Origin of the sequence: Chitinivorax sp. B (assembly GCF_005503445.1) — a bacterium.
GTDB lineage: Bacteria > Pseudomonadota > Gammaproteobacteria > Burkholderiales > SCOH01 > Chitinivorax.
In genome coordinates this window covers 1-18,954 of sequence record NZ_SCOH01000042.1, presented here as the reverse complement: position 1 = coordinate 18,954, position 18,954 = coordinate 1, and the positions used below count along the sequence as shown (strand labels likewise).

Sequence of the window (18,954 nt, the reverse complement as noted above, 5' to 3'; positions counted from 1 at the left end):
AGCGAAGTAAATGCATTATTCGAATTAAACGAAACGTTGTGCTCAGTGCAAGGACTTCATCATTGGAATACACACCAAGGTAATGCCGCGGGATGACTGGTACTGGGCTGTTTGGCTCCCGGTAAAGCCACAAGCGCGGTAGAACGGTGCTGCATTCAGTGTGGCGTCCAGCTTGAGTGTCGCCAGACTAGCTTGCCTGGCTTGCACCTCCAAATGTTGCATCATGGCAACACCGATGCCTTTCCGCATATGGGCAGGGTGAATGAAGATTGCATCGATCTGGCCATTTTCCAGGTTCACCATGCCAGTTCCGATCACGCCAGCGGCTGACTCTGCCACGTAAAAATGATCGGTGACGAGCTGCGCGTACCGATCTGGGAGCGGACCGCCCGTCTAGCCTGGATATTTCATAAATTGACGCGAGTGCTAGCTTGTCTTTTGATCCATATGAAGATTTTCGTTCTGTCGCGCGTAAGAACCACTACGCGACTCCTTCACGAAATCTCCCTATGAATCAAAATCCTGCGCCATCACCTCGCGAATTTGCGAAATATCCAGGCTAGGTGACGAGATCGTCCAGCGGATAATCGGTCTGGCATTGATTTAACACGGCTTCGCGGCGGATGTCCCAGGCAATTTGGGCATCTTGTAGCGTGGCTTTGCGGATGGCGAACATAGCGGTGTGAACCTAGGGGTTGAGCTTGTAACTCCTCAGTTTTTCATAAAACGTGGCACGTGATATGCCAAGCAGGCGTGCGGCCTCGGTCCGGTTGCCCTGGCTGGCCACCAACGCCTGTTGCAGGGCCAACTGTTCGGCCTCGGCCAATGTCTGTTGCAATGGTTTGATCGGTGCCAAGCTGTTGGGTACGTTGGGCAGCAGCGGGTCAAAATCGCTGGCCGACAGCTTGGGGCTGTCGCTCAATAGGCTGGCTTGTTCCAGCACGTTGCGCAATTGCCGGATATTGCCCGGCCATGGTTGGCCCGCAAGGCGAGACAGGCCATCGGGTGTCACGCTGCGTTGTGGCAAGCCGGTGCGACTGGCAATCTGGGTGAGAATGGCCTGGCAAAGCGCAGGCAGATCATCACTGCGTTCACGCAAGGGAGGCAGGCGGATCGGCAGTACATTCAACCGGTAATACAGGTCGGCACGAAAGCGACCTTGTTCGATCAAGTCTGGCAAACGATGGCTGGTCGCGGCAATGATGCGGACATCAATGCGTACCAGCCGGTTACTGCCCAGTGGTTCAATTTCCTGCTCCTGCAGTACCCGTAACAGCTTGGCTTGCAGGGCAGGGGACAGGTCACCGATTTCATCCAGAAACAAGGTGCCGCCATCGGCCAGCTTGAATTTGCCATCACGCCCTTTTCGGTCTGCGCCGGTATAGGCACCAGCGGTGCTGCCAAATAATTCCGCTTCCAGCAAGGTGTCCGGGATGGCGGCGATGTTCAGGCCCACAAAGGGCATGTCGGCACGGTTGCTGGTGCTGTGGATGGCTTGTGCGAGCAGTTCCTTGCCGGTGCCGGTTTCGCCTTCCAGCAAGACGGTGGTGTCGAGATCGGCTGCACGCTGGGCCAGCCATTTCATCTGCTGACAGGCCGGGCCGCTGCCGACGATGTCATCCAGCGTGTAACGCGTGCGGCGCTGCCTGCCTAACTCGCGCCGGGCTTGGTCCAGCTCGCTTTGCAACAGCCTGAACTTGGCCATCAACGGCTTCAGGGGTTCCCATCGTTCATACAACAGAATACCAATGGCACCGATGACTTCATCGTGCTCGTTCTTGATCGGGAAGCGGGTCACAACGAACATTTGATGCCGATAGCTCATGAAGTCGAGCAGGATCGGCTCGCCTGTGGTCAGTACCTCGCGCAACCGGGAATGAGGGATCAGCGCTTCGATCGGCAAACCCAGCCCATCCAGTGGCGAGGCCAAGCCAAGCAGGGTGGCGTAACGATCGTTCAGCCAAACGACACGAGCATCACGGTTGACCATGATGGCCCCTTCGAACTGACGTTCGAACAGGGCGAAAAACACATCGCGCAACACCGACTGCAAGTGGGTCGGTTCTTCCAGCAGGCGTAGCTGTAGATCAAGTGACATGGGGTGGATGTGTGATGCAAGCAGGTTAAGTCCAATCTATGATTTTTTTCTGCTGCGGGCTGCCGAAACAGCTGGGAACCATTATGCGCGAGCAGCGCAATGCTGTCATGGCTTGTCGCGTAGTTCTGGGTATTGTTTCTGCAGTTCGGCTTTCATGTCGGCAATGGCGCGGGCTTTGGCTTCTGCCTTGGCGATGTCGGCAGGGGCAATACCAGCGGCCCGGCCTCGCTCGATATCGCGTTGCAGTTGCGGCAGGGCTTGATTGGCTGCGGCGACATAGTTGGACAGCAATTTCATATGTTGGCGTGCTTCATAGCGTTGGTAGGCCTCCGGGTTGGCCAGCTCGACTGCAGTGGGTTGCTCGCCCGGTTCACTGCGTGCAATAGGGGGCATGCGGTCATCGCCATTTGCCATGGCCTGTGCCAGGGTTTGGGCGGCGGGTTCCATACGTTCGATTGGCGGTAATGGAACGCGTTCTTCCACTGTCGCAGTCGCATCTGTCGACGCCGGTGGCCAAGCAGCAGGTGGCATTGGTCGTTGCGCCGATGTGCCGCTGGGGGTTGCCCGCGGCGATGGATTGGGCACATTGTCCGCTGATGTGGATAACCACCCCCACACCATGGCGAAGGTGGCACCAATCAGCAGCAAGACGATCAGCAAACGTGGGGGGCGCATGGCAGGGTCGATCAGGGTTGGGTGGGGACGGAGCCTGCAGTCAGCTCGATGGTGGCGGTTCGCTTGAGTCGATCGCGAAGGGCCATGAAGGATTCCATGGCTTTCAACCTAGCCACATTGCTGACCGCGGCGTAACGGACGGTTTCGGAGTTCGGTGCATGAAAGCCCTCGATGCGTTCCTCCACCAGGACAATTTCCCACTCGGCCGCGTCATTGGGGCCGACCGGTGTGCGCACAGGTGGGCTGGGGACATTGGGTGTCTGCATCATGGCCAGTTGGGTCAGCCAGCCGTTGTCGGGCGCATGGTCAATCCACCCCAGGTCGCCACCCGTCTCACGATCTGCTGCTACAGAATGTTGACGGGCCTGTGCGCCAAAATCGGCACCGCTTTTCAATGTCTGGTAAACCGCTTGCGCCGTGGCTTCGTCACGCAGGCGAATGTGCCGTGCCTTGATGCGCTCGATACGCTTGAATTCAAATTGGTGTAGCTGGTAGTAGCGGTGGATATCGGCCTTGGTCACTTTGGCTTCAAACGCTTTCAGCTTGGGGGTGGGTGCATGCATGTCACCACCAATGCCGTATTGTGCCGACAACGCCTGGGTATAGGCTTGGTCATCCATGGTGCTGAGCAAGTGCTGCACGGCTTTATCGCCCCATTGTTGGGTGGCCCAGTGCAACACAAACTGATTGGCCAGCATGGTTCTGGCTTGTTGCAGAATGAAATCCAGTTGGCGTTGCTGGATGGCAACCCGCCCTTGCACGTTCTGGCGTCGGTAGACATCCAGCAAAGTGATTTGGCGAAGTGCTTGGCCTGGCAGCCGGTAAGCCAGTACGACCGCTTCGCCAGCGCGAATTTGTTGCTCGGGGTTCAGGTCATGATCCAACTGCAAGGTAGTGACTGGCTTCCCCAAAATTGCCTCAAGTTTGGCTGGGGTGAGTGTGGCAGTGTTGGTGTCGATCAGACCGGAGAGCGAGTTGCCTGGTAAGGCTTTGACAGCTTGGTCCAGCACTTTGCCGTAGACACTGCGCAAAATACCGACCAGTTGATCTTCGTTGTTGACCTCCGGCATGAAGGCAACGCGGCTAGCCGAAAACAGCGTGGTGGCCTGATAGCGATCCCTGGCATGGCTGGCCAGCAGATGATTGGTGATCATGGCATCCAGCACGGCATCGCGGCTGATGGAATCCTGCCGTTGCTGGGCGTATCGCCACAGTACGTCCACGCTGCTGGCGGGAATCGGGCTGCCATTGATGCGGGCGGCCAGTCCGGGTTCGTTCAGATTGTGGCTGGTTTTGGCATGGCCAACAGGGGCGATCAATACCGCCCCCATCAGCCACGCGACCATGCCTGCTTTGATTGCATGCATTGTCGCCAACCCCGGTTAATTGACGAGTCGTTCAGCAGCGCGATTCAGGATGTGTACCACCATGGCGATGGCGTGCGGCACACTCTTGCGGGCAACGACCTTGCGGTCGTTACTGCCGGTAGAGGACAGCACGGTGCCGCCGTTGGCATAGGAGAAACTGCCGCCTTGAGTCAGCAGGCTGCGGATATCGATGGCATTGCTGGCAATGGGCGTAAAGTTGATGAGTGCTGCTTTGACCAGCGCCGGTTCATTGAGCTTCTCTTGGTAGTAGTAGTCATCCACCCACCGTTCCCAGCCGACATGGTGATTGCCGGATGAGGTCCAGGTATGGTGTGGCTGCAGCAAGTCAGTGGTATGCAGCACAAAGCCCAGGCTTTGCGCGGTGGGTTTGGACAGAAACTGTTGCCACCAGTATTGGCCCAGATTGTCGAGCGGCTGAAATGGCGCGGTTTCGAAATCGGCATACATCGCTGGCCGGGAAGTCCCACCCAAGCGGTAATTGGCTTCCGTGATGCCATAGCTGTTGTATTTGGTGCCATCGCCAAACCAACCCTTCATGCCACCTGCACCGTCATCCAGATGGTCGCCTTTCAGCCAGCTGGCGGCCAGTTTGTCGACATCACCCGGCTTGATCAGTTTGGCATAGTTATAACCGCCAAATGGGTTGCCATGTACGTCGCGGCCCGCTGCATGGTTCTGGAAGTGCCAATACGATGTGTAATTGATCAGGCTGGCGGTGGTTCCCCACAACGGCGCGCGTTGGCAATCGCCGGTCACGGCGCCACAAATGTAAGTATCGGCGAAGTCATCCACATCGTAGGCACCCTGGCCGATGGCCTGTGCAAAAGCATCCATGGTCAACCCGGCACGTGTTACGCCTGCCAGCAGCTTGTCGTAATTGGTGATCGATGGGTTGTTTTTCATGAATTCAACCGCATCCAGCACGATGCGGCGATGCGTCTCTTGAGTCCATGCATGTGCAACTGAGGTGACGCCCAACATCGCAACTGCACACAGCAATAGCTTTGGTTTCATTGTCTTTCCTCCATGGTGATGACTTCATCTTATTTGCTTATTTTTGCGTGAATGTTAACAACGTTAGAATATTTTCGAATAATAACTCTAATTGATTGTGACTATTGATATTGATGTAATGATGTGAATACCTGAGTCATTGATTCAGGTATTAGGCTGCAAGCCTTACCAGTACTTGATGAGATGAATTTATGCGGATGGCCGGCCCCGAGTGTTGCAAGCAGTGTGAGGTGCGGATATATGCGGAAGTGAAAAAAAGCCGCGGACAAGCCGCGGCGGAAGGGTGACAAGTAAAACACTGCCTGGAACGCATGGGGGTACCGAGGGGCAAAATTCGGCACTTACCCATATCAACTGCCGGCAGCAAAGCAGCGAAAATTACCACCAGGCTTCGACTTGCGCGCCATATGAGCTACCGTTGTTGTTATTGGCAAAGCTCAGTGTATCGGTGGCGCAGTCTCGCCCGGTACAGACAACCGGCCCAGCCTGTTTGGCTGCGTCGTTCCATGTGGCGTAGGTGTAATACAGACGCAATGCCGGCCGCGACCAGATGGACCGGCCCATCGACAGCTGAGGTGCAATGGTGAACTTGCTCAGGCGCCGGGTCGGGCCGCTGTCGCCGGGTTTCAGCTGTTGCATGCCAATCTCGAATGCCACACTGTAGGCATCGTCAAAGTGATATTGCGGGCGTCCGCCGATGGTGAACATCTTGTTGGTTTTGCCAGGTTCGCCATCGCTTTCATAGGCAGCCACGAACGAACCGGTGAACGCGGTGTTTTTCGGTTCGATCACCAGGTATTCAATGGCCCGCCACCCACGGTGAGAGCCCGTATAGCCGACCGTACCGCTGCCATTCAGGTTGGCTGCGCCACGTGCTGCCTGCACGATGAAGCTGTTGAAACCACCCCAGCCGAATGGATCATGTTGGACATGGTTCAGTGTAAGGGTGATGCCGTTTTTGCCAGCTTCGCCATCGCGATTGTTGGACTTGACGAAGTTGGCGCCGATGGTCAACCGGCCGTTGGGGTTGGTTTCAATGTCTTGCCAGCGTAGATCATGGTTGGTCACGGCACGTTTGCCGCCGTTGACGATGCCAGGGCGGTAATCACCAAGGCTGCTGTTTGCGTTCCAATCGGTATCACCTTGCCGCAGCACGGCATAAGCCAGCTTGCCCGGCCCCAACTCGATGCCGTCAATGCCTGCGCCCGGGCCATTGGCAGGTTCCCACCAGGTGTAATCCAACATGTGGACGTCCGGGTTTTTGTAGAAGCGTTTGCCAACCCATAATTTGGCTTTTTCCAGTGCGCCGTTGCCAATGTCGCTAGCTTCGGCATAGACCTGTCGCCAGGCGGGTGTGCTTTGTTCCCAGTTGTTGATCTGTTGCGTGCCATAGGCCACGTTGGCGACCACCCGAAAACCGATGCCGTTGGCGGTTTTACCCAGGTTGGCACCAAAATCCAGGCTGGCATAGGTATCGCACTCATTACCCAGCCTGAAGAAACCCATGCTGGCACCCGGCAGGCGAAAGCAGGCTTCCTTGCCACCTTTGTTGCTGCTTCCCCCACCGCTACGGAAATAGCCATGGAAATCCATGTCTGCCGCCGTGGCCTGCTGACCAAGCACGATCAAGGCTGCTGCCATGGCGGTACAAAACGCTTTGTGTTGCATGATGTTGCCTCCTTACTGTTGCGAAACGCCCTGTAGTCGGGCTTTGCTGTGGAATCGATCAGTCGATTTCTTGGTTTTTTGTGACCGAAACCGGTTTTGGTAGAAAACGCAGGCTGCACACAGTCTGTGCGGCTATATGCCGCACCAATTTGTGGTGTCATGGGACCGAAACCGGTTTCGGTGGAGCCGGCACTTAGCCGGCTTGATGGTTACGGATGGAGCTTAATCGGTGAATGCCCCCATATAGACGCCATAGCCAGGCAGCGTCAGCAACAGGTCTTGCTGCTGGAAGGGCAGGCCATGGTCGGGCAGCGCCTGGGTGAGGGCAGGCAGGGTAAGGTGGCGGGGTTGATGTCCCAGATTGAAGACACATAACAGGTGCTGGTCAGCATGCTGCCGTTCAAACATCAACAAGGGTTCGTCGCAATCGATGAAGCGCAATTCACCCTGTAATAGCGCGGGTTGCCGTTTGCGCCATGCTAAAAAGCGACGGTAAGCCGATAACACCGAATCAGGGTTATCGAGTTGCTGATCGACGGCGAGTGGCAAATGGCTGGTGGGGATGGGCAACCAGGGTTCGGCCGTGCTGAATCCAGCATGTGGCTGTTTCGCTTGCCAAGGCATGCCGGTACGGCAACCATCGCGTGTGATAAAGGATGGGCCGAATGCCAGGCCATAAGGGTCCTTGCGCTGTTCGAAGGGCACATGCGCTTCAGGCAGGCCCAGCTCCTCCCCCTGATACAGGCAGGGTGTACCCTTCAGTGAGAGTAACAGCGCCATGCACAGCTTGGCAAAGGCCTGATCATCCCCTTCGTGTCGCCAGCGGGTGACAACGCGAATATTGTCGTGGTTGTTGAATGACCAGCTGACCCAGCCACTGCCAAGCCGTTGCCACATCTCGCTTACCGAATCGCGTACCAGCATTGCCGAGAAACGTTCGGTGAGCAGGTGGAAGCTGTAAGCCATGTGCAGCTTGTCGTGACCGCTGGTGTAATCGGCCATGACGCCAATCGAGTCATCTGCGCCGATTTCGCCAACGGTTACGGCACCATATTGATCCAGCAGCGTACGCAGTTCCCGCAAAAAGCCCAGGTTCTCTGGCCGTGTCTTGTCGTATAGGTGATGCTGCAACGCATACGGGTTGCTGGCGGGTACGCCTTCTGCCAGCTCGCCACGTGTTGTCCACGGCGGGTTGTCACGTAGCTCGGCATCGTGGAAGTAGAAATTGACGGTATCCAGCCGGAAGCCATCCACACCACGATCCAACCAAAAGCGCATGTCCTCCAGCAATGCTGCTCGTACTGACGGATTGTGCAGATTCAGATCAGGTTGGCTGGCCAGGAAGTTGTGCAGGTAATACTGCTGCCGGCCACTATCCCACTGCCAGGCCGAGCCGCCAAACAACGACAGCCAATTGTTGGGGGGGCTGCCGTCGGCCTTGGCATCGGCCCATACGTACCAGTCGGCATAGTTGCCATCGCGCTGTTGGCGGCTTTGCTGAAACCATGGATGTTGATCGGATGAGTGGCTGATGACTTGATCGATCAGCACCTTGAGGCCCAAAGCATGGGCCTTGGTGATCAGCTGATCGAAGTCGGCCAGCGTACCGAACATCGGGTCGATGCCTCGATAGTCCGATACGTCATAGCCGAAATCCTTCATTGGTGAGGTGAAGAAGGGTGACAGCCAGATTGCATCCACCCCCAGTTCGGCGACATAGTCGAGCCGCTGTGTGATGCCCGGCAAATCACCGATGCCATCGCCATTGCTGTCGAAAAAACTGCGTGGGTAGATCTGATAGATCACGCCACTGCGCCACCAATCTTGTTGTTTAGTCATGTAAAAATCCGGGAAGTTAACCTTTGACGGCCCCGGCAGTCAGGCCGGAGACGATACGGCGCTGGAAAGCCAGCACCAGTGCCACCAAGGGCACGGTGACAATCACCGAGGCGGCCATGATGCGACCCCACGGCAATTCATGTTCGCTGGCACCGCTGATCATCGAAATGGCAACCGGTACGGTGCGGTTTTCGGTAGAAAGCAAAAAGGTGAGGGCGAACAGGAATTCGTTCCACGCGGCAATGAAGGCCAGCAAGCCCGTGGTGACCAGCGCTGGCCACAGCAGCGGCATGAACACCTGGGTGACGATGACCCAGGCACTGGCGCCATCGACCAGTGCGGCCTCTTCCACTTCTTTAGGCAGATCGCGCATGAAGGTGGTCAGTACCCAAACGGTAAAGGGCAAGGTGAAGATCATGTATGACAACACCAGGCTAGCCAGGTGGTCATACAGGCCCAGGGCCCGCACCAGCTCATATAGGCCGGACAGCACGGCAACCTGTGGGAACATGGACACCGCCAGCACACACAGCAGCAATAGTCCCCGCCCACGAAAGCGGATTCGACCCAAGGCATAAGCTGCGGTGACAGACAACAGCAGCGAGATGGCGACGGTTGCCACGGCCACCAGCAACGAGCTGAGGATGTTGCGGCCAAAGGGTTGATCGCGGAACAGGGCTGCATAGTTGTCCCAGTGCCAACCAGTGGGCCAGTAATGCACGGTGAACAGCTCGGCCGGCGATGTCAGCGACGACACAAAGGCGTAATAGAACGGGAACACCGCATACAGCACAATCAGGCTGACCAGCAGGCCGAAGCTGACGGATTTGAGGGTTTTCATGGCTTACCTTTCATCGTCGAAACGAACACGGTTGGCCATCATGTAGACCGCTGTCAGCAAGGCCACGATGAAGAACAGCACCGTGGCGGCTGCCGAGCCATAGCCCACCTGCTGGAAATCGAACAGCTGCTGACGGGCGTAGACGGACATGGAACTGGTGGCACGGCTGTTGGCGGTCAGCACAAAAATCAGGTCGAATACCCGCAGCGCATCCAGTACACGGAATACCACTGCCACCATCAGCGCGGGCCGGATCAAGGGCAGCGTGACGCGGAAGAAGACTTTGACCGGATGGATGCCATCCACCTTGGCTGCTTCATAACAATCACCAGGTAGCATCTGCAATGCGGCCAGCAACAGCAGGGCCATGAACGGTGTGGTCTTCCACACGTCCACCATGATCACCGACCACATCGCCAGCTCTGGCGTAGCAGTCCAGGCGAGTGGCGCGTGGATCAGGCCAACGTTGAGCAACAGATCATTGATCATGCCGAACTGGTCATTCAGCAGCCATGACCACATTCGGGCTGACACGATGGTAGGGATGGCCCAGGGAACCAGTACCGCGGCCCGCACCCAGGCACGCCCAGGAAAGGACTGGTTGAGCACCAGCGCAATCACCATGCCCAGAACGACTTCCAGTGAAACGGAGATGACAGTGAAGCGCAGTGTATTGCGCACGGCCTGCCACCAGTCAGGGTCAGCCAATACGCCATACCATTCGCCGTCAACATGTTGCAGGTAGTTATCCAGCCCGATGAATTTGGCATCGGCAAGGTTCGACAGATTGGCATCGGTCAGACTGAACCAGATGGTACGAGCCAGCGGCCAACCCGCCACCCCCAGCAATACCAGCAACATGGGTAGCAGAAACAGCCAGGCGGCACGTACGCGGCTGCGGGTCAGCTGGCTTTGGCGTTTGGGTTGGCCAGTACCCACGGGGCGGGTACCGGCCACAGCCAGCTCAAGGGGGGTGGCAGAGGGCTGGTTCACCATGTCACCACTTTCCGCCAGGTGCGAGCCGCTTCAGCCGTTGTTCCAGATCCTTCACTGCGTTGTCTGGCGTGGCGGTACCGGAGAGCACGGCATGGACGGCGTTGTAGAACTCGTTACTGACCTGGTTGTAACGTGAGGAGGTCACCGTGGACGGACGTGCCACGGCTGCCTGGAAGACCGATTGCAGCTCTCCCATGAACGGGTTGGCTTTCAGGACCTCAGCATCGGTATACAGTTTGGGCAAGGTCGGATTGAACGCCCCGGAGATGGCACGACGTTTCTGTTCCTGTGGGGAGACCAGAAACATCACCAGATCGGCGGCGATGGCCGGGTTTTTCGAGTACTTGCTGACCGCCAACTGCCAGCCGCCCAGCGTGGCCGCACTTTTGCCATTGGCGCCACCTTTGGGCAGCGGGGCAACCCCGACCTTGCCCTTGATGCTGCTGTCGCCCGACTGGGCCAATGCCCAGGCATACGGCCAATTGCGCATGAATACGGCGTTGCCGGACTGGAATGTGCCGCGTGCTTCCTCCTCGGCGCTGTTCAGCACACCTTTGGGCGTAATCTTGCCAATCCAGCTGGCAGCCTGCTTGAGCGCCGCGACCGTATTGGGATTGTTGATCGATGGCTTGCCATTGGCTTCCACGACCGAACCACCGCCATAGCTGGCAACCCACTCCAGCGCGTTGCAGGTCAAGCCTTCATAGGCCCGGCCCTGCCAGATGAAGCCAACCATCTTGGTGTTACCGGCTTTCTGTTCGGCAGCTTGTATCCGGGCGGCGATGTCAGCCAGTTCTTCCCAGCTTTTTGGTACACCTGCCTGGTATTTTTCCAGCAGATCCTTGCGGTAATACAGCAGACCGGCATCGGTAAACCACGGCATGGCCAATAGCTTGCCATTGACGGTGTTGTTTTTGACGATGGACGGGAAATGCGCTGCCGCTGCGTCTTTGGCATACGGTGTCAGATCCTGCAGATGTTGCGCCAGAATGCCGGGCCACACCACGTCGATCTGTATCACGTCGATATCGCCGGAACCTGATGCCAGCATCTGTTGTGCTACGGTCAGCGCATCGTTGGACGCATTGGGTTTGGAAATGACCTTGACCGTATGGCCAGTTTTTTTCGACCACAGCTCGACACCTTGCTGGCACAGTTCGCGCTCTTTACCGACATCGCCACAATAGATGCTGACAGTTGCCGCCTGGAGCGCGCCGGCCGACAGCAACCAGCCTGCGGTCAAGACGAAAGGGATGGCACGACGTTTCATATTGTCTCCTGTTGTTATCTGCCGGCAGGTCTGTGCCCACCGGTTTAAGAAAAACGTCCCAACAACTGTGTTGAACCGGGCTATCGCGCCGCCACGGTTGCGGGGGCATGACACGATCTATGGCGTTGTTACGGATACCGCTCGGTTTGTTGCATACAGTAGTGATGCACCGTTGTCGGCAAAGGCATGGACATGCTGTGGATCGAATTGCAGCGCCAGTGTATTACCCGGCGCCACACGACACTCCCCATCCAGTTTGACTACCAATTCATCTGCGTGTTGGCCCAGCCGGCCATAGACCAAAGTGGCCTCACCGAGGTGTTCCACAGCGTCCACTGTCAGCGCGATACCTGGCTCACCCGATGCTGCTTGCTGGATATGTTCAGGACGTATGCCAAGTTCGATCGGTGTACCGATTGATTGAGGTTGCATCACGTGACCCAGCTCAACCAGGTTGCCATCACGCAACCGCGCTTTCAGCCTGTCACCCAGGTAACTGTCGACCTGTGCAGGCAGAAAATTCATTGTCGGCGAGCCAAGAAAGCTGGCAACAAATTTGTTGGCTGGGGTGTGGTAGAGCGTCAGCGGCGTGCCAACCTGCTCAATGCGCCCGCCATTCAGGACGACGATACGGTCGCCCAGCGTCATTGCTTCAACCTGATCGTGGGTCACATAAATCATGGTACTGCCGAGTTCACGGTGCAGCTTGGCCAATTCGATGCGCATTTGTACCCGCAATGCAGCATCCAGGTTGGAGAGCGGTTCGTCGAACAGAAAGACTTTGGGCTGTCGGACAATGGCGCGGCCAATGGCGACGCGCTGACGTTGACCGCCAGACAGTGCCTTGGGTAGCCGTTGCAGCAAATGGTCAATGTGCAGGATTCGAGCGGCATCGGTGACCCGCTGTTCGATGTCTTGTCGGCTTTGATTGGCCAGGGTCAGCCCGAATGCCATGTTGTCGAACACGGTCATGTGCGGGTAAAGCGCATAGGACTGGAACACCATGGCAATGCCCCGCTTGGCGGGCGGCAAGTCGTTGGCCAGGACACCATCGATATGTAACTGGCCACCGGAGATATCCTCCAGCCCAGCAATCATGCGCAGCAGGGTTGATTTGCCGCAGCCGGATGGGCCGACGAATACCACGAATTCACCAGAACGGACATGCAGATCGGCCCCGCCAATGATCGTGGTGTCGCCAAAGGTTTTACGTAGTTGAGTCAACGACAGCGATGCCACGATAACGGCTCCTTGTTTGATTTAAACCGGTTTCAGTGTGTTGTCATCATTATTTAAACCGGTTTGAATCGCAAGTAAGGGAAAACCCTATACTCAATGCAAGTGCTGTGTTACTGGCGAATGGGCGCAACCGAGGGCTGATTGATCGCTGAGCAGGAAACCTTGTATTGCACATGCAACCGCCTATGTTGCAGGCCGGTATGGCAGTACCAGTTGATTTCACCGCGTTACACTAAGTGCCGCTAACAGAACCCTTCTGGTGTTGTTGTGCAAACTTGTCGTACTCTCGTACTGCCTTTGTTTGCACGCTTAACCAGAACCACTTCGCTGGGTTTTGTTAGCGGCGTTAAGAACCTGTTCAAGGTCTGTGATGAGCGGCCACCAGCGGGGTGAAGCGCAGCGAAAAAACAGGAGTGTAGGTGTAATACATGAGGATGTTGAGCAGCACATGAGCCCCGATTGTGGTCGCGCAATAAGACATCAAACATCTAAGTGATCGGCTTCACACACTCAGGTTCGGTACCGTTTTCAGTCGGGGTGTTTGGGGTAACGGGCTGTGTGTGTTCCAGATTCACAGCGGTGGGTTGGCCAACTGGGGCAAGCTGGCTGCAAATCTCGTCCAGTAGGATGAGTCTGCGAAGTTGGCTGAGTGACATCGTTGCCATGATGATGGCGTGTAAACCAGTACTACAGGTAAGCAAGAGCATTACATCATCATATGAATGGCATGTTCCGGCAAGTTGGGGGAAACATTAATACGGATGTCGAAAGGTATCAGGAAATCTGCTCATGCTCGCGTTCACGTCGGGGGTGGTCCGTCAGATGCACCGATCACCAGTGCCGGTTGCCAAAGTACCTGTAGTTGTTCCACTGGTTGGCCATCCATGCGTTTCAAGAGCAGTTCAGCAATTTTTGCGCCGGCATCGACGGGCTTGGGCAGTACAACCGATGTAATCGGCCCGACAAACCAGTTCAGGTAGGGGATTTCGTCGTGAATAATCAGCGAGAGATCTCGCCCCAGTTGAATCCCGACACTTTGCAGTGCATGAACTACACCAACGGCGGCCATGTTGTTGTCGACCACGATGGCCGTTGGGCGTGGTGTCAATGCCAGCAATTGGTGTGTTGCGGCTTCACCTTGTTCCGGGGTGGTCACATCGGACAACATGTAACCTGGCAGCACCGGCAAGTCATGTGCCCGCATGCCATGCATGAAGCCCTGCCGGCGTTGCACATGGCAGCTCATCTGTTGTTGAGCACTGATCAGTGCAATGCGCTGGTGGCCCAATTGCGCCAGCCGTTCAACGGCCAGTGCGACACCTGCTTCATTGTCGTAGTCGAACCAGGCGTAGCCTTGATCGGTATTGAACCGGCCATGTGCAATGAACGGCATGTTGCTGGTACGCAAAAAATCAAAACGGACGTCATTGATACGAGTCTGAGGCACAATCAGACCGTCCAGTCTGCCACTGCGAACCCACTGCTGGTAAGGCGCCAGCTGATCTTCTTCCGGCTCGGCGGCGATCAACAGGCTTTTGCCTTGAGCTCGCAAAGCCTGCTCAATGCCGGATACCACACTGAGGAAGAAGGGGTTGCCCAGATCATTTGGGCGCAGCGGGTAGACGAGGCCGATCATGTCGGTACGGCCGACTGCCAGACTGCGTGCCAATGAATTGGGGCGGTAGCCGGCGGCATGCGCTGCTTCCAACACCCGACGACGGGTATCGGCATTGACTTCTGGATAGCCATTCAGGGCACGACTGACCGTGGCCTTGGAGACCCCCAGTTGTTGGGCCAGTTGTTTCAGGTTGATATCGGACGAGTTCATGGGCTGTGCACGTTTCAAGGTGAAACGATCAATTCAGGGAATCGACAGGTGGCAGATCGCCGATTGAAGTCTAGCGCGAGATGACAAGCTTTGGGTAGAACCTGAGCCGGTGCAGACGAGGAGTTGCCGGTCAGCCCGGGCGGCGCAACATGGGTTGTCCGCCCGGCAGAATGCTGCTGGGAACCAACAGGCTTACTTCTTCTTCGCGTCTTTCTTGGCAGGCGCGGCTTCTTTTTTGGCGGGAGCAGTTTCTTTCTTCACATCAACTGCGTCCTTCAGTGCTTTGGCAGCGCTGAATGCTGGGGACTTGCGGGCAGGGATCTGGATCGCTTCGCCAGTCTTGGGGTTACGGCCAGTCTTGGCTGCTTTGTCTTTTACCGAGAACTTGCCGATGCCGGGCAGTACCACTTCGTCGCCCTTGGCCAGCGATGCTTGAACAGCAGCGCCAAATGCATCAATGAATGCTTCGGTGGCAGTTTTGGATTGTTGGGTACGCTCTGCGAGCGCATCGATCAATTCTTTTTTGGTACGCATGTGAAGACCCTTTAGTAAGTAAAGTACTTAGGCCAGCCAACAACGGCCTGGTTGCGCATTCAAGCAAGCTTTTGAGGATTTTGCAATCATTCTGAATCAAGATTGATGCGGTTTCACAGGGAGTGTGCAAATAAAATTGATGCTTTTGTCATTTTTTTCAGAAAATATATCTGTTAATTCAACTGTATTTGCTGTGATTTGCCCTCATCTGCCATTCCAGCTAAATCACAACTGGATTCAAGCCAGTCCGGTGTTGATGTGAACGCCTTCCTCATCAAAATAAAGTGACGTATGCGGGATTCGCAATAGCGTCTGTAAATTGTCCTGTGCGGTTGGCTTGGCCCATGAAATGGCGTCAGTACGAATACCGTTGGAGTTTTGCAACAGTATGGCCAACATCAGGGTTCCGGAAATGGCCAGTTCTTCGAACAGTTCCTGACGGGTCAACACCGGTAGGGCCGCCAGTGTAGCGTGTCGGCCGATGCGCTGACGCAATTGCTTGACCAGGGCTTGTTGCAGGTCGTCATTCAATGAGTGGTCGGTTGCCATCTGATAATTGCCGATCAGAAATACCGCCAACGCTACACCAAGATCATGTGCTGGCCAGGCTTTTTCCATCACATCCAAATGGTAGGCCAGCAACAGTTGCTCGTAAGTCGCTTGTGCCTGCCGCTGGTCGGCATCGCTGACCGGCCAGCCTGCAGCCAACCTGACGGGAGCCAGTGGATCGGCCGAGGCTATCATCACCGATGACCAGGCCAACCCTTCATGGCCATGACTGGTATCGGCTGTTACCAGTACATCACGAATCAGGCTACGGGCGTAGCGTAGGCGGTCGGTCGTCGAATCGTCATGGCGGGCATGGTAGACAGGATAGGCTGGGTCGGTCAGTGGGCTCATGTTTTCTCGTCCTGGCTTGGTCAGTAGCGGTGAGCTACATGCATTGATGCTTTATTCTTATGTCATATTCTGGGCATTGTATGGCTTTGTTGTGCAATGTGAAAGCCTCTTTTTCGTCGAGCTGGATGCTGTGCAGAAATGGTGCGATTTCCAGGAAAATTGTTGCAGTGCACGCACCAGAATCAGGCAATTGGCATGGTGGAATGCACCGTAATGTGCTGCATGAGCGATTGGTCAATCGCTACTAAGAGCCGCTAACAAAACCCTTCTGGTGTTGTTGTGCAAACTTGTCGTGCTCACGTACTGCCTTCGTTTGCACGCCTAACCAGAATCACTTCGCTGGGTTTTGTTAGCGGCTCTAAATGGCGTGATGGCCTATCTGGGCAAGATTTGAAGATGGGTGGCGCGGTTTTTGCTGAACAGTGCTGGAGGGGGACGCTGTATGCAAACCGTAAAGGCGACGTGCTGTTACTGTGGTGTGGGTTGTGGGGTATTGATTGGAGTGGAAAACGGGCGAATTGCCAGCGTGGCAGGTGATCCGGATCACCCGGCCAATTTTGGGCGCTTGTGTACCAAAGGGTCCACCCTGCATCTGACGGCTCACCATACTGGCCGTTTGCTCCAACCCGCCTTACGTGCTACCCGGGATCAACCATTGCAAGCCACGAGCTGGCATGTCACGCTGGATCACCTGGCTGAACGTTTTGCTGCCACCATCGCCGAGTACGGGCCGGACAGCGTTGCGTTTTACATCTCGGGCCAGCTGCTGACAGAGGATTATTATGTCTTCAACAAGCTGGCCAAAGGGTTGATCGGCACCAATAACGTCGATACGAACTCCCGCCTGTGCATGTCGTCTGCAGTGGCTGGTTACAAAGCCACGCTGGGTGCCGATGCCCCACCAACCTGCTATGAGGATATCGACCATGCCGAGGTGATGTTCATTGCAGGCGCCAACATGGCTTACGCCCATCCAATTCTGTTTCGTCGTATTGAAGCCGCACGTGCGGCCAACCCTCACCTGAAACTGATCGTAGTTGACCCACGTCGAACGGACACAGCGGCCAGTGCTGACTTGCACTTGGCGATTCTGCCGGGTACTGATGTGGCACTGTTCCATGGCATGTTGCATATCCTGCTTTGGGATGGCTTGGTGGATCACGTGTTTGTGCGAAGTCGCACTACCGGCTTTGAAGAGTTGAAAGCGTTGGTTCGAGACTACACACCCAAAATGGTCGCCGATATCTGTGGCATCAGTGAAGTGCAACTGCAGCAGGCAGCACGCTGGTTTGGGGAAAGCCGCGCTACGCTGTCGTTTTATTGTATGGGCTTGAACCAGTCCAGTCATGGTACCGACAAAAATGCCGCCTTGATCAATCTGCATCTGGCAACCGGCCAGATTGGTCGCCCGGGTGCCGGCCCTTTCTCGTTGACGGGGCAACCCAATGCCATGGGTGGGCGTGAAGTGGGGGGCATGGCCAATCTGCTGTCCGCCCATCGGGATCTGTCCAATCCCGATCATCGCGCCGAAGTGGCCAGCCTGTGGGGTGTGGACGCTGTACCCGCTAAACCTGGCAAAACAGCGGTGGAGTTGTTCGAGGCGATTCGTTCAGGTGAGATCAAGGCAGTGTGGATTGCCTGTACCAATCCAGCCCAATCCATGCCGGACGTGAATCTGGTGCGTTCGGCCCTGCAAACTGCCGAATTGGTGGTGGTTCAGGAAGCCTACCGCCATACCGATACTACGGCGTTTGCAGATGTACTGCTACCCGCCAGCAGCTGGGGTGAGAAGGAGGGCACAGTCACCAATTCCGAACGTCGTATCACACATGTCAACCCAGCGGTATCGCCACCGGGCGAGGCGCGGTCAGACTGGGCTATTGTGGTTGATTTTGCCCACCGTCTTGAGGCCAGGTTACGGCCGGGTCAACCGACATTGTTTCCTTACACGTCGGTGGAACAGGTATTTGACGAACACAAACACAGCACTGCCGGGCGCGATCTGGATATCACCGGGCTTAGCTACGCGCTGCTGGATCAAGCCGGTCCGCAGCAGTGGCCGTTACCGGCAGGTGCACCACAAGGTCAGGCTAGGTTGTATGGCGATGGCCAGTTTGCAACGGCAGATGGCCGTGCCCGCTTTATTGCCGCACCGTATCTGCCCGTGGCGGAAGCGGCGGATGCCCGTTTTCCACTACGACTGACCACGGGTCGGCTTCGGGATCAATGGCATGGTATGAGCCGTACCGGCCAGGTGGCGCGATTGTTCAACCATGTCGAGGAGCCGCAACTACTGTTGAATCCTGCTGACATGGCCCGCCGTCAGCTGCAATCGGGCGATATCGTCCGTATCAAAAGCCGCCGTGGCGGGTTGGTATTGCGAGTGGCTGCGTCCGAGGATATCCGGGTCGGGCAGGCTTTTCTACCCATGCACTGGGGCAGCCAGTTCATGGCGGGGAGCGGCATCAATGCACTGACCCTGTCCAGTTTTGATCCGGTGTCCAAACAACCAGAACTGAAGCACACGGCCATTCAGGTTGAAAAAATCATAGGGTATTCGTAAAAGTGGGTTGAAACGGGATCAAAGTTCCCCCGCCTCGATCATGCGAATGAGTGTTGAAATGTCCGCACCGTAGTTCTTGGGTGGCGGCAGTCCCTTGTGTT

General features: G+C 56.2%; 13 protein-coding genes and 2 pseudogenes. 1 reads left to right on the top strand and 14 read right to left on the bottom strand.

The window, feature by feature from the left end; translation table 11 throughout:
• Positions 1-42 precede the first annotated feature (42 nt).
• From FFS57_RS20130 to FFS57_RS20065, 14 genes and pseudogenes are all read right to left on the bottom strand, one after another.
• Positions 43-348 (bottom strand): annotated as a pseudogene (locus FFS57_RS20130) (GNAT family N-acetyltransferase); the annotation flags it as partial.
• 340 nt (positions 349-688) lie between these two features.
• Positions 689-2,098, bottom strand: a complete 1,410-nt coding sequence (locus FFS57_RS20125; protein WP_137939620.1) for a sigma-54 interaction domain-containing protein — start codon at positions 2,096-2,098, stop codon at positions 689-691.
• Between the two features lie 105 nt (positions 2,099-2,203).
• The gene (locus tag FFS57_RS20120; RefSeq protein ID WP_137939619.1) at positions 2,204-2,773 is read right to left on the bottom strand and encodes a hypothetical protein; all 570 of its coding nucleotides are present in this window, start codon (positions 2,771-2,773) and stop codon (positions 2,204-2,206) included.
• An 11-nt stretch (positions 2,774-2,784) separates the two neighbouring features.
• Entirely contained in the window at positions 2,785-4,140 is a 1,356-nt protein-coding gene (locus tag FFS57_RS20115) for a foldase protein PrsA (protein WP_137939618.1), read from the bottom strand.
• A 15-nt stretch (positions 4,141-4,155) separates the two neighbouring features.
• Positions 4,156-5,175 (bottom strand): phospholipase C/P1 nuclease family protein, encoded by a 1,020-nt coding sequence (locus FFS57_RS20110; RefSeq protein ID WP_137939617.1) that lies wholly within the window; start codon positions 5,173-5,175, stop codon positions 4,156-4,158.
• A gap of 378 nt (positions 5,176-5,553) precedes the next feature.
• Positions 5,554-6,843, bottom strand: coding sequence for a maltoporin (locus tag FFS57_RS20105; protein WP_137939616.1), 1,290 nt, complete (start codon positions 6,841-6,843; stop codon positions 5,554-5,556).
• Positions 6,844-7,065: 222 nt separating this feature from the next.
• Entirely contained in the window at positions 7,066-8,682 is a 1,617-nt protein-coding gene (locus tag FFS57_RS20100) for an alpha-glucosidase family protein (RefSeq protein ID WP_137939615.1), read from the bottom strand.
• A gap of 16 nt (positions 8,683-8,698) precedes the next feature.
• Positions 8,699-9,523, bottom strand: a complete 825-nt coding sequence (locus tag FFS57_RS20095; RefSeq protein WP_137939614.1) for a carbohydrate ABC transporter permease — start codon at positions 9,521-9,523, stop codon at positions 8,699-8,701.
• Positions 9,524-9,526: 3 nt separating this feature from the next.
• Complete coding sequence (locus tag FFS57_RS20090) at positions 9,527-10,519, bottom strand: carbohydrate ABC transporter permease (RefSeq protein WP_137939613.1); 993 nt, start codon at positions 10,517-10,519, stop codon at positions 9,527-9,529.
• 1 nt (position 10,520) lies between these two features.
• Positions 10,521-11,789 carry an ABC transporter substrate-binding protein gene (locus tag FFS57_RS20085; RefSeq protein WP_137939612.1) on the bottom strand — a complete coding sequence of 423 codons (1,269 nt, stop codon included), beginning with the start codon at positions 11,787-11,789 and terminating at the stop codon, positions 10,521-10,523.
• A 117-nt stretch (positions 11,790-11,906) separates the two neighbouring features.
• The gene (locus tag FFS57_RS20080) at positions 11,907-13,028 is read right to left on the bottom strand and encodes an ABC transporter ATP-binding protein (RefSeq protein ID WP_137939611.1); all 1,122 of its coding nucleotides are present in this window, start codon (positions 13,026-13,028) and stop codon (positions 11,907-11,909) included.
• A gap of 799 nt (positions 13,029-13,827) precedes the next feature.
• Complete coding sequence (locus tag FFS57_RS20075) at positions 13,828-14,856, bottom strand: LacI family DNA-binding transcriptional regulator (RefSeq protein WP_249384084.1); 1,029 nt, start codon at positions 14,854-14,856, stop codon at positions 13,828-13,830.
• A gap of 192 nt (positions 14,857-15,048) precedes the next feature.
• A complete protein-coding gene (locus FFS57_RS20070; RefSeq protein WP_137939610.1) occupies positions 15,049-15,390 on the bottom strand; it encodes an HU family DNA-binding protein in 342 nt (113 codons plus the stop codon).
• Positions 15,391-15,627: 237 nt separating this feature from the next.
• A complete protein-coding gene (locus tag FFS57_RS20065) occupies positions 15,628-16,290 on the bottom strand; it encodes a DUF6683 family protein (protein WP_137939609.1) in 663 nt (220 codons plus the stop codon).
• A gap of 442 nt (positions 16,291-16,732) precedes the next feature.
• Here FFS57_RS20065 and FFS57_RS20060 point away from each other — a divergent pair.
• Positions 16,733-18,838 (top strand): annotated as a pseudogene (locus tag FFS57_RS20060) (molybdopterin oxidoreductase family protein); the annotation flags it as partial.
• Positions 18,839-18,954: the final 116 nt, after the last annotated feature.

What these genes read in the sequence shown, in the direction of transcription:
- FFS57_RS20095 (WP_137939614.1), bottom strand. Translation starts at nt 9,523, where the DNA reads ATGAAAACCCTCAAATCCGTCAGCTTCGGCCTGCTGGTCAGCCTGATT.
- FFS57_RS20065 (WP_137939609.1), bottom strand. Translation starts at nt 16,290, where the DNA reads ATGAGCCCACTGACCGACCCAGCCTATCCTGTCTACCATGCCCGCCAT.
- FFS57_RS20085 (WP_137939612.1), bottom strand. Translation starts at nt 11,789, where the DNA reads ATGAAACGTCGTGCCATCCCTTTCGTCTTGACCGCAGGCTGGTTGCTG.
- FFS57_RS20105 (WP_137939616.1), bottom strand. Translation starts at nt 6,843, where the DNA reads ATGCAACACAAAGCGTTTTGTACCGCCATGGCAGCAGCCTTGATCGTG.
- FFS57_RS20090 (WP_137939613.1), bottom strand. Translation starts at nt 10,519, where the DNA reads ATGGTGAACCAGCCCTCTGCCACCCCCCTTGAGCTGGCTGTGGCCGGT.
- FFS57_RS20125 (WP_137939620.1), bottom strand. Translation starts at nt 2,098, where the DNA reads ATGTCACTTGATCTACAGCTACGCCTGCTGGAAGAACCGACCCACTTG.
- FFS57_RS20070 (WP_137939610.1), bottom strand. Translation starts at nt 15,390, where the DNA reads ATGCGTACCAAAAAAGAATTGATCGATGCGCTCGCAGAGCGTACCCAA.
- FFS57_RS20075 (WP_249384084.1), bottom strand. Translation starts at nt 14,856, where the DNA reads ATGAACTCGTCCGATATCAACCTGAAACAACTGGCCCAACAACTGGGG.
- FFS57_RS20120 (WP_137939619.1), bottom strand. Translation starts at nt 2,773, where the DNA reads ATGCGCCCCCCACGTTTGCTGATCGTCTTGCTGCTGATTGGTGCCACC.
- FFS57_RS20100 (WP_137939615.1), bottom strand. Translation starts at nt 8,682, where the DNA reads ATGACTAAACAACAAGATTGGTGGCGCAGTGGCGTGATCTATCAGATC.
- FFS57_RS20115 (WP_137939618.1), bottom strand. Translation starts at nt 4,140, where the DNA reads ATGCATGCAATCAAAGCAGGCATGGTCGCGTGGCTGATGGGGGCGGTA.
- FFS57_RS20110 (WP_137939617.1), bottom strand. Translation starts at nt 5,175, where the DNA reads ATGAAACCAAAGCTATTGCTGTGTGCAGTTGCGATGTTGGGCGTCACC.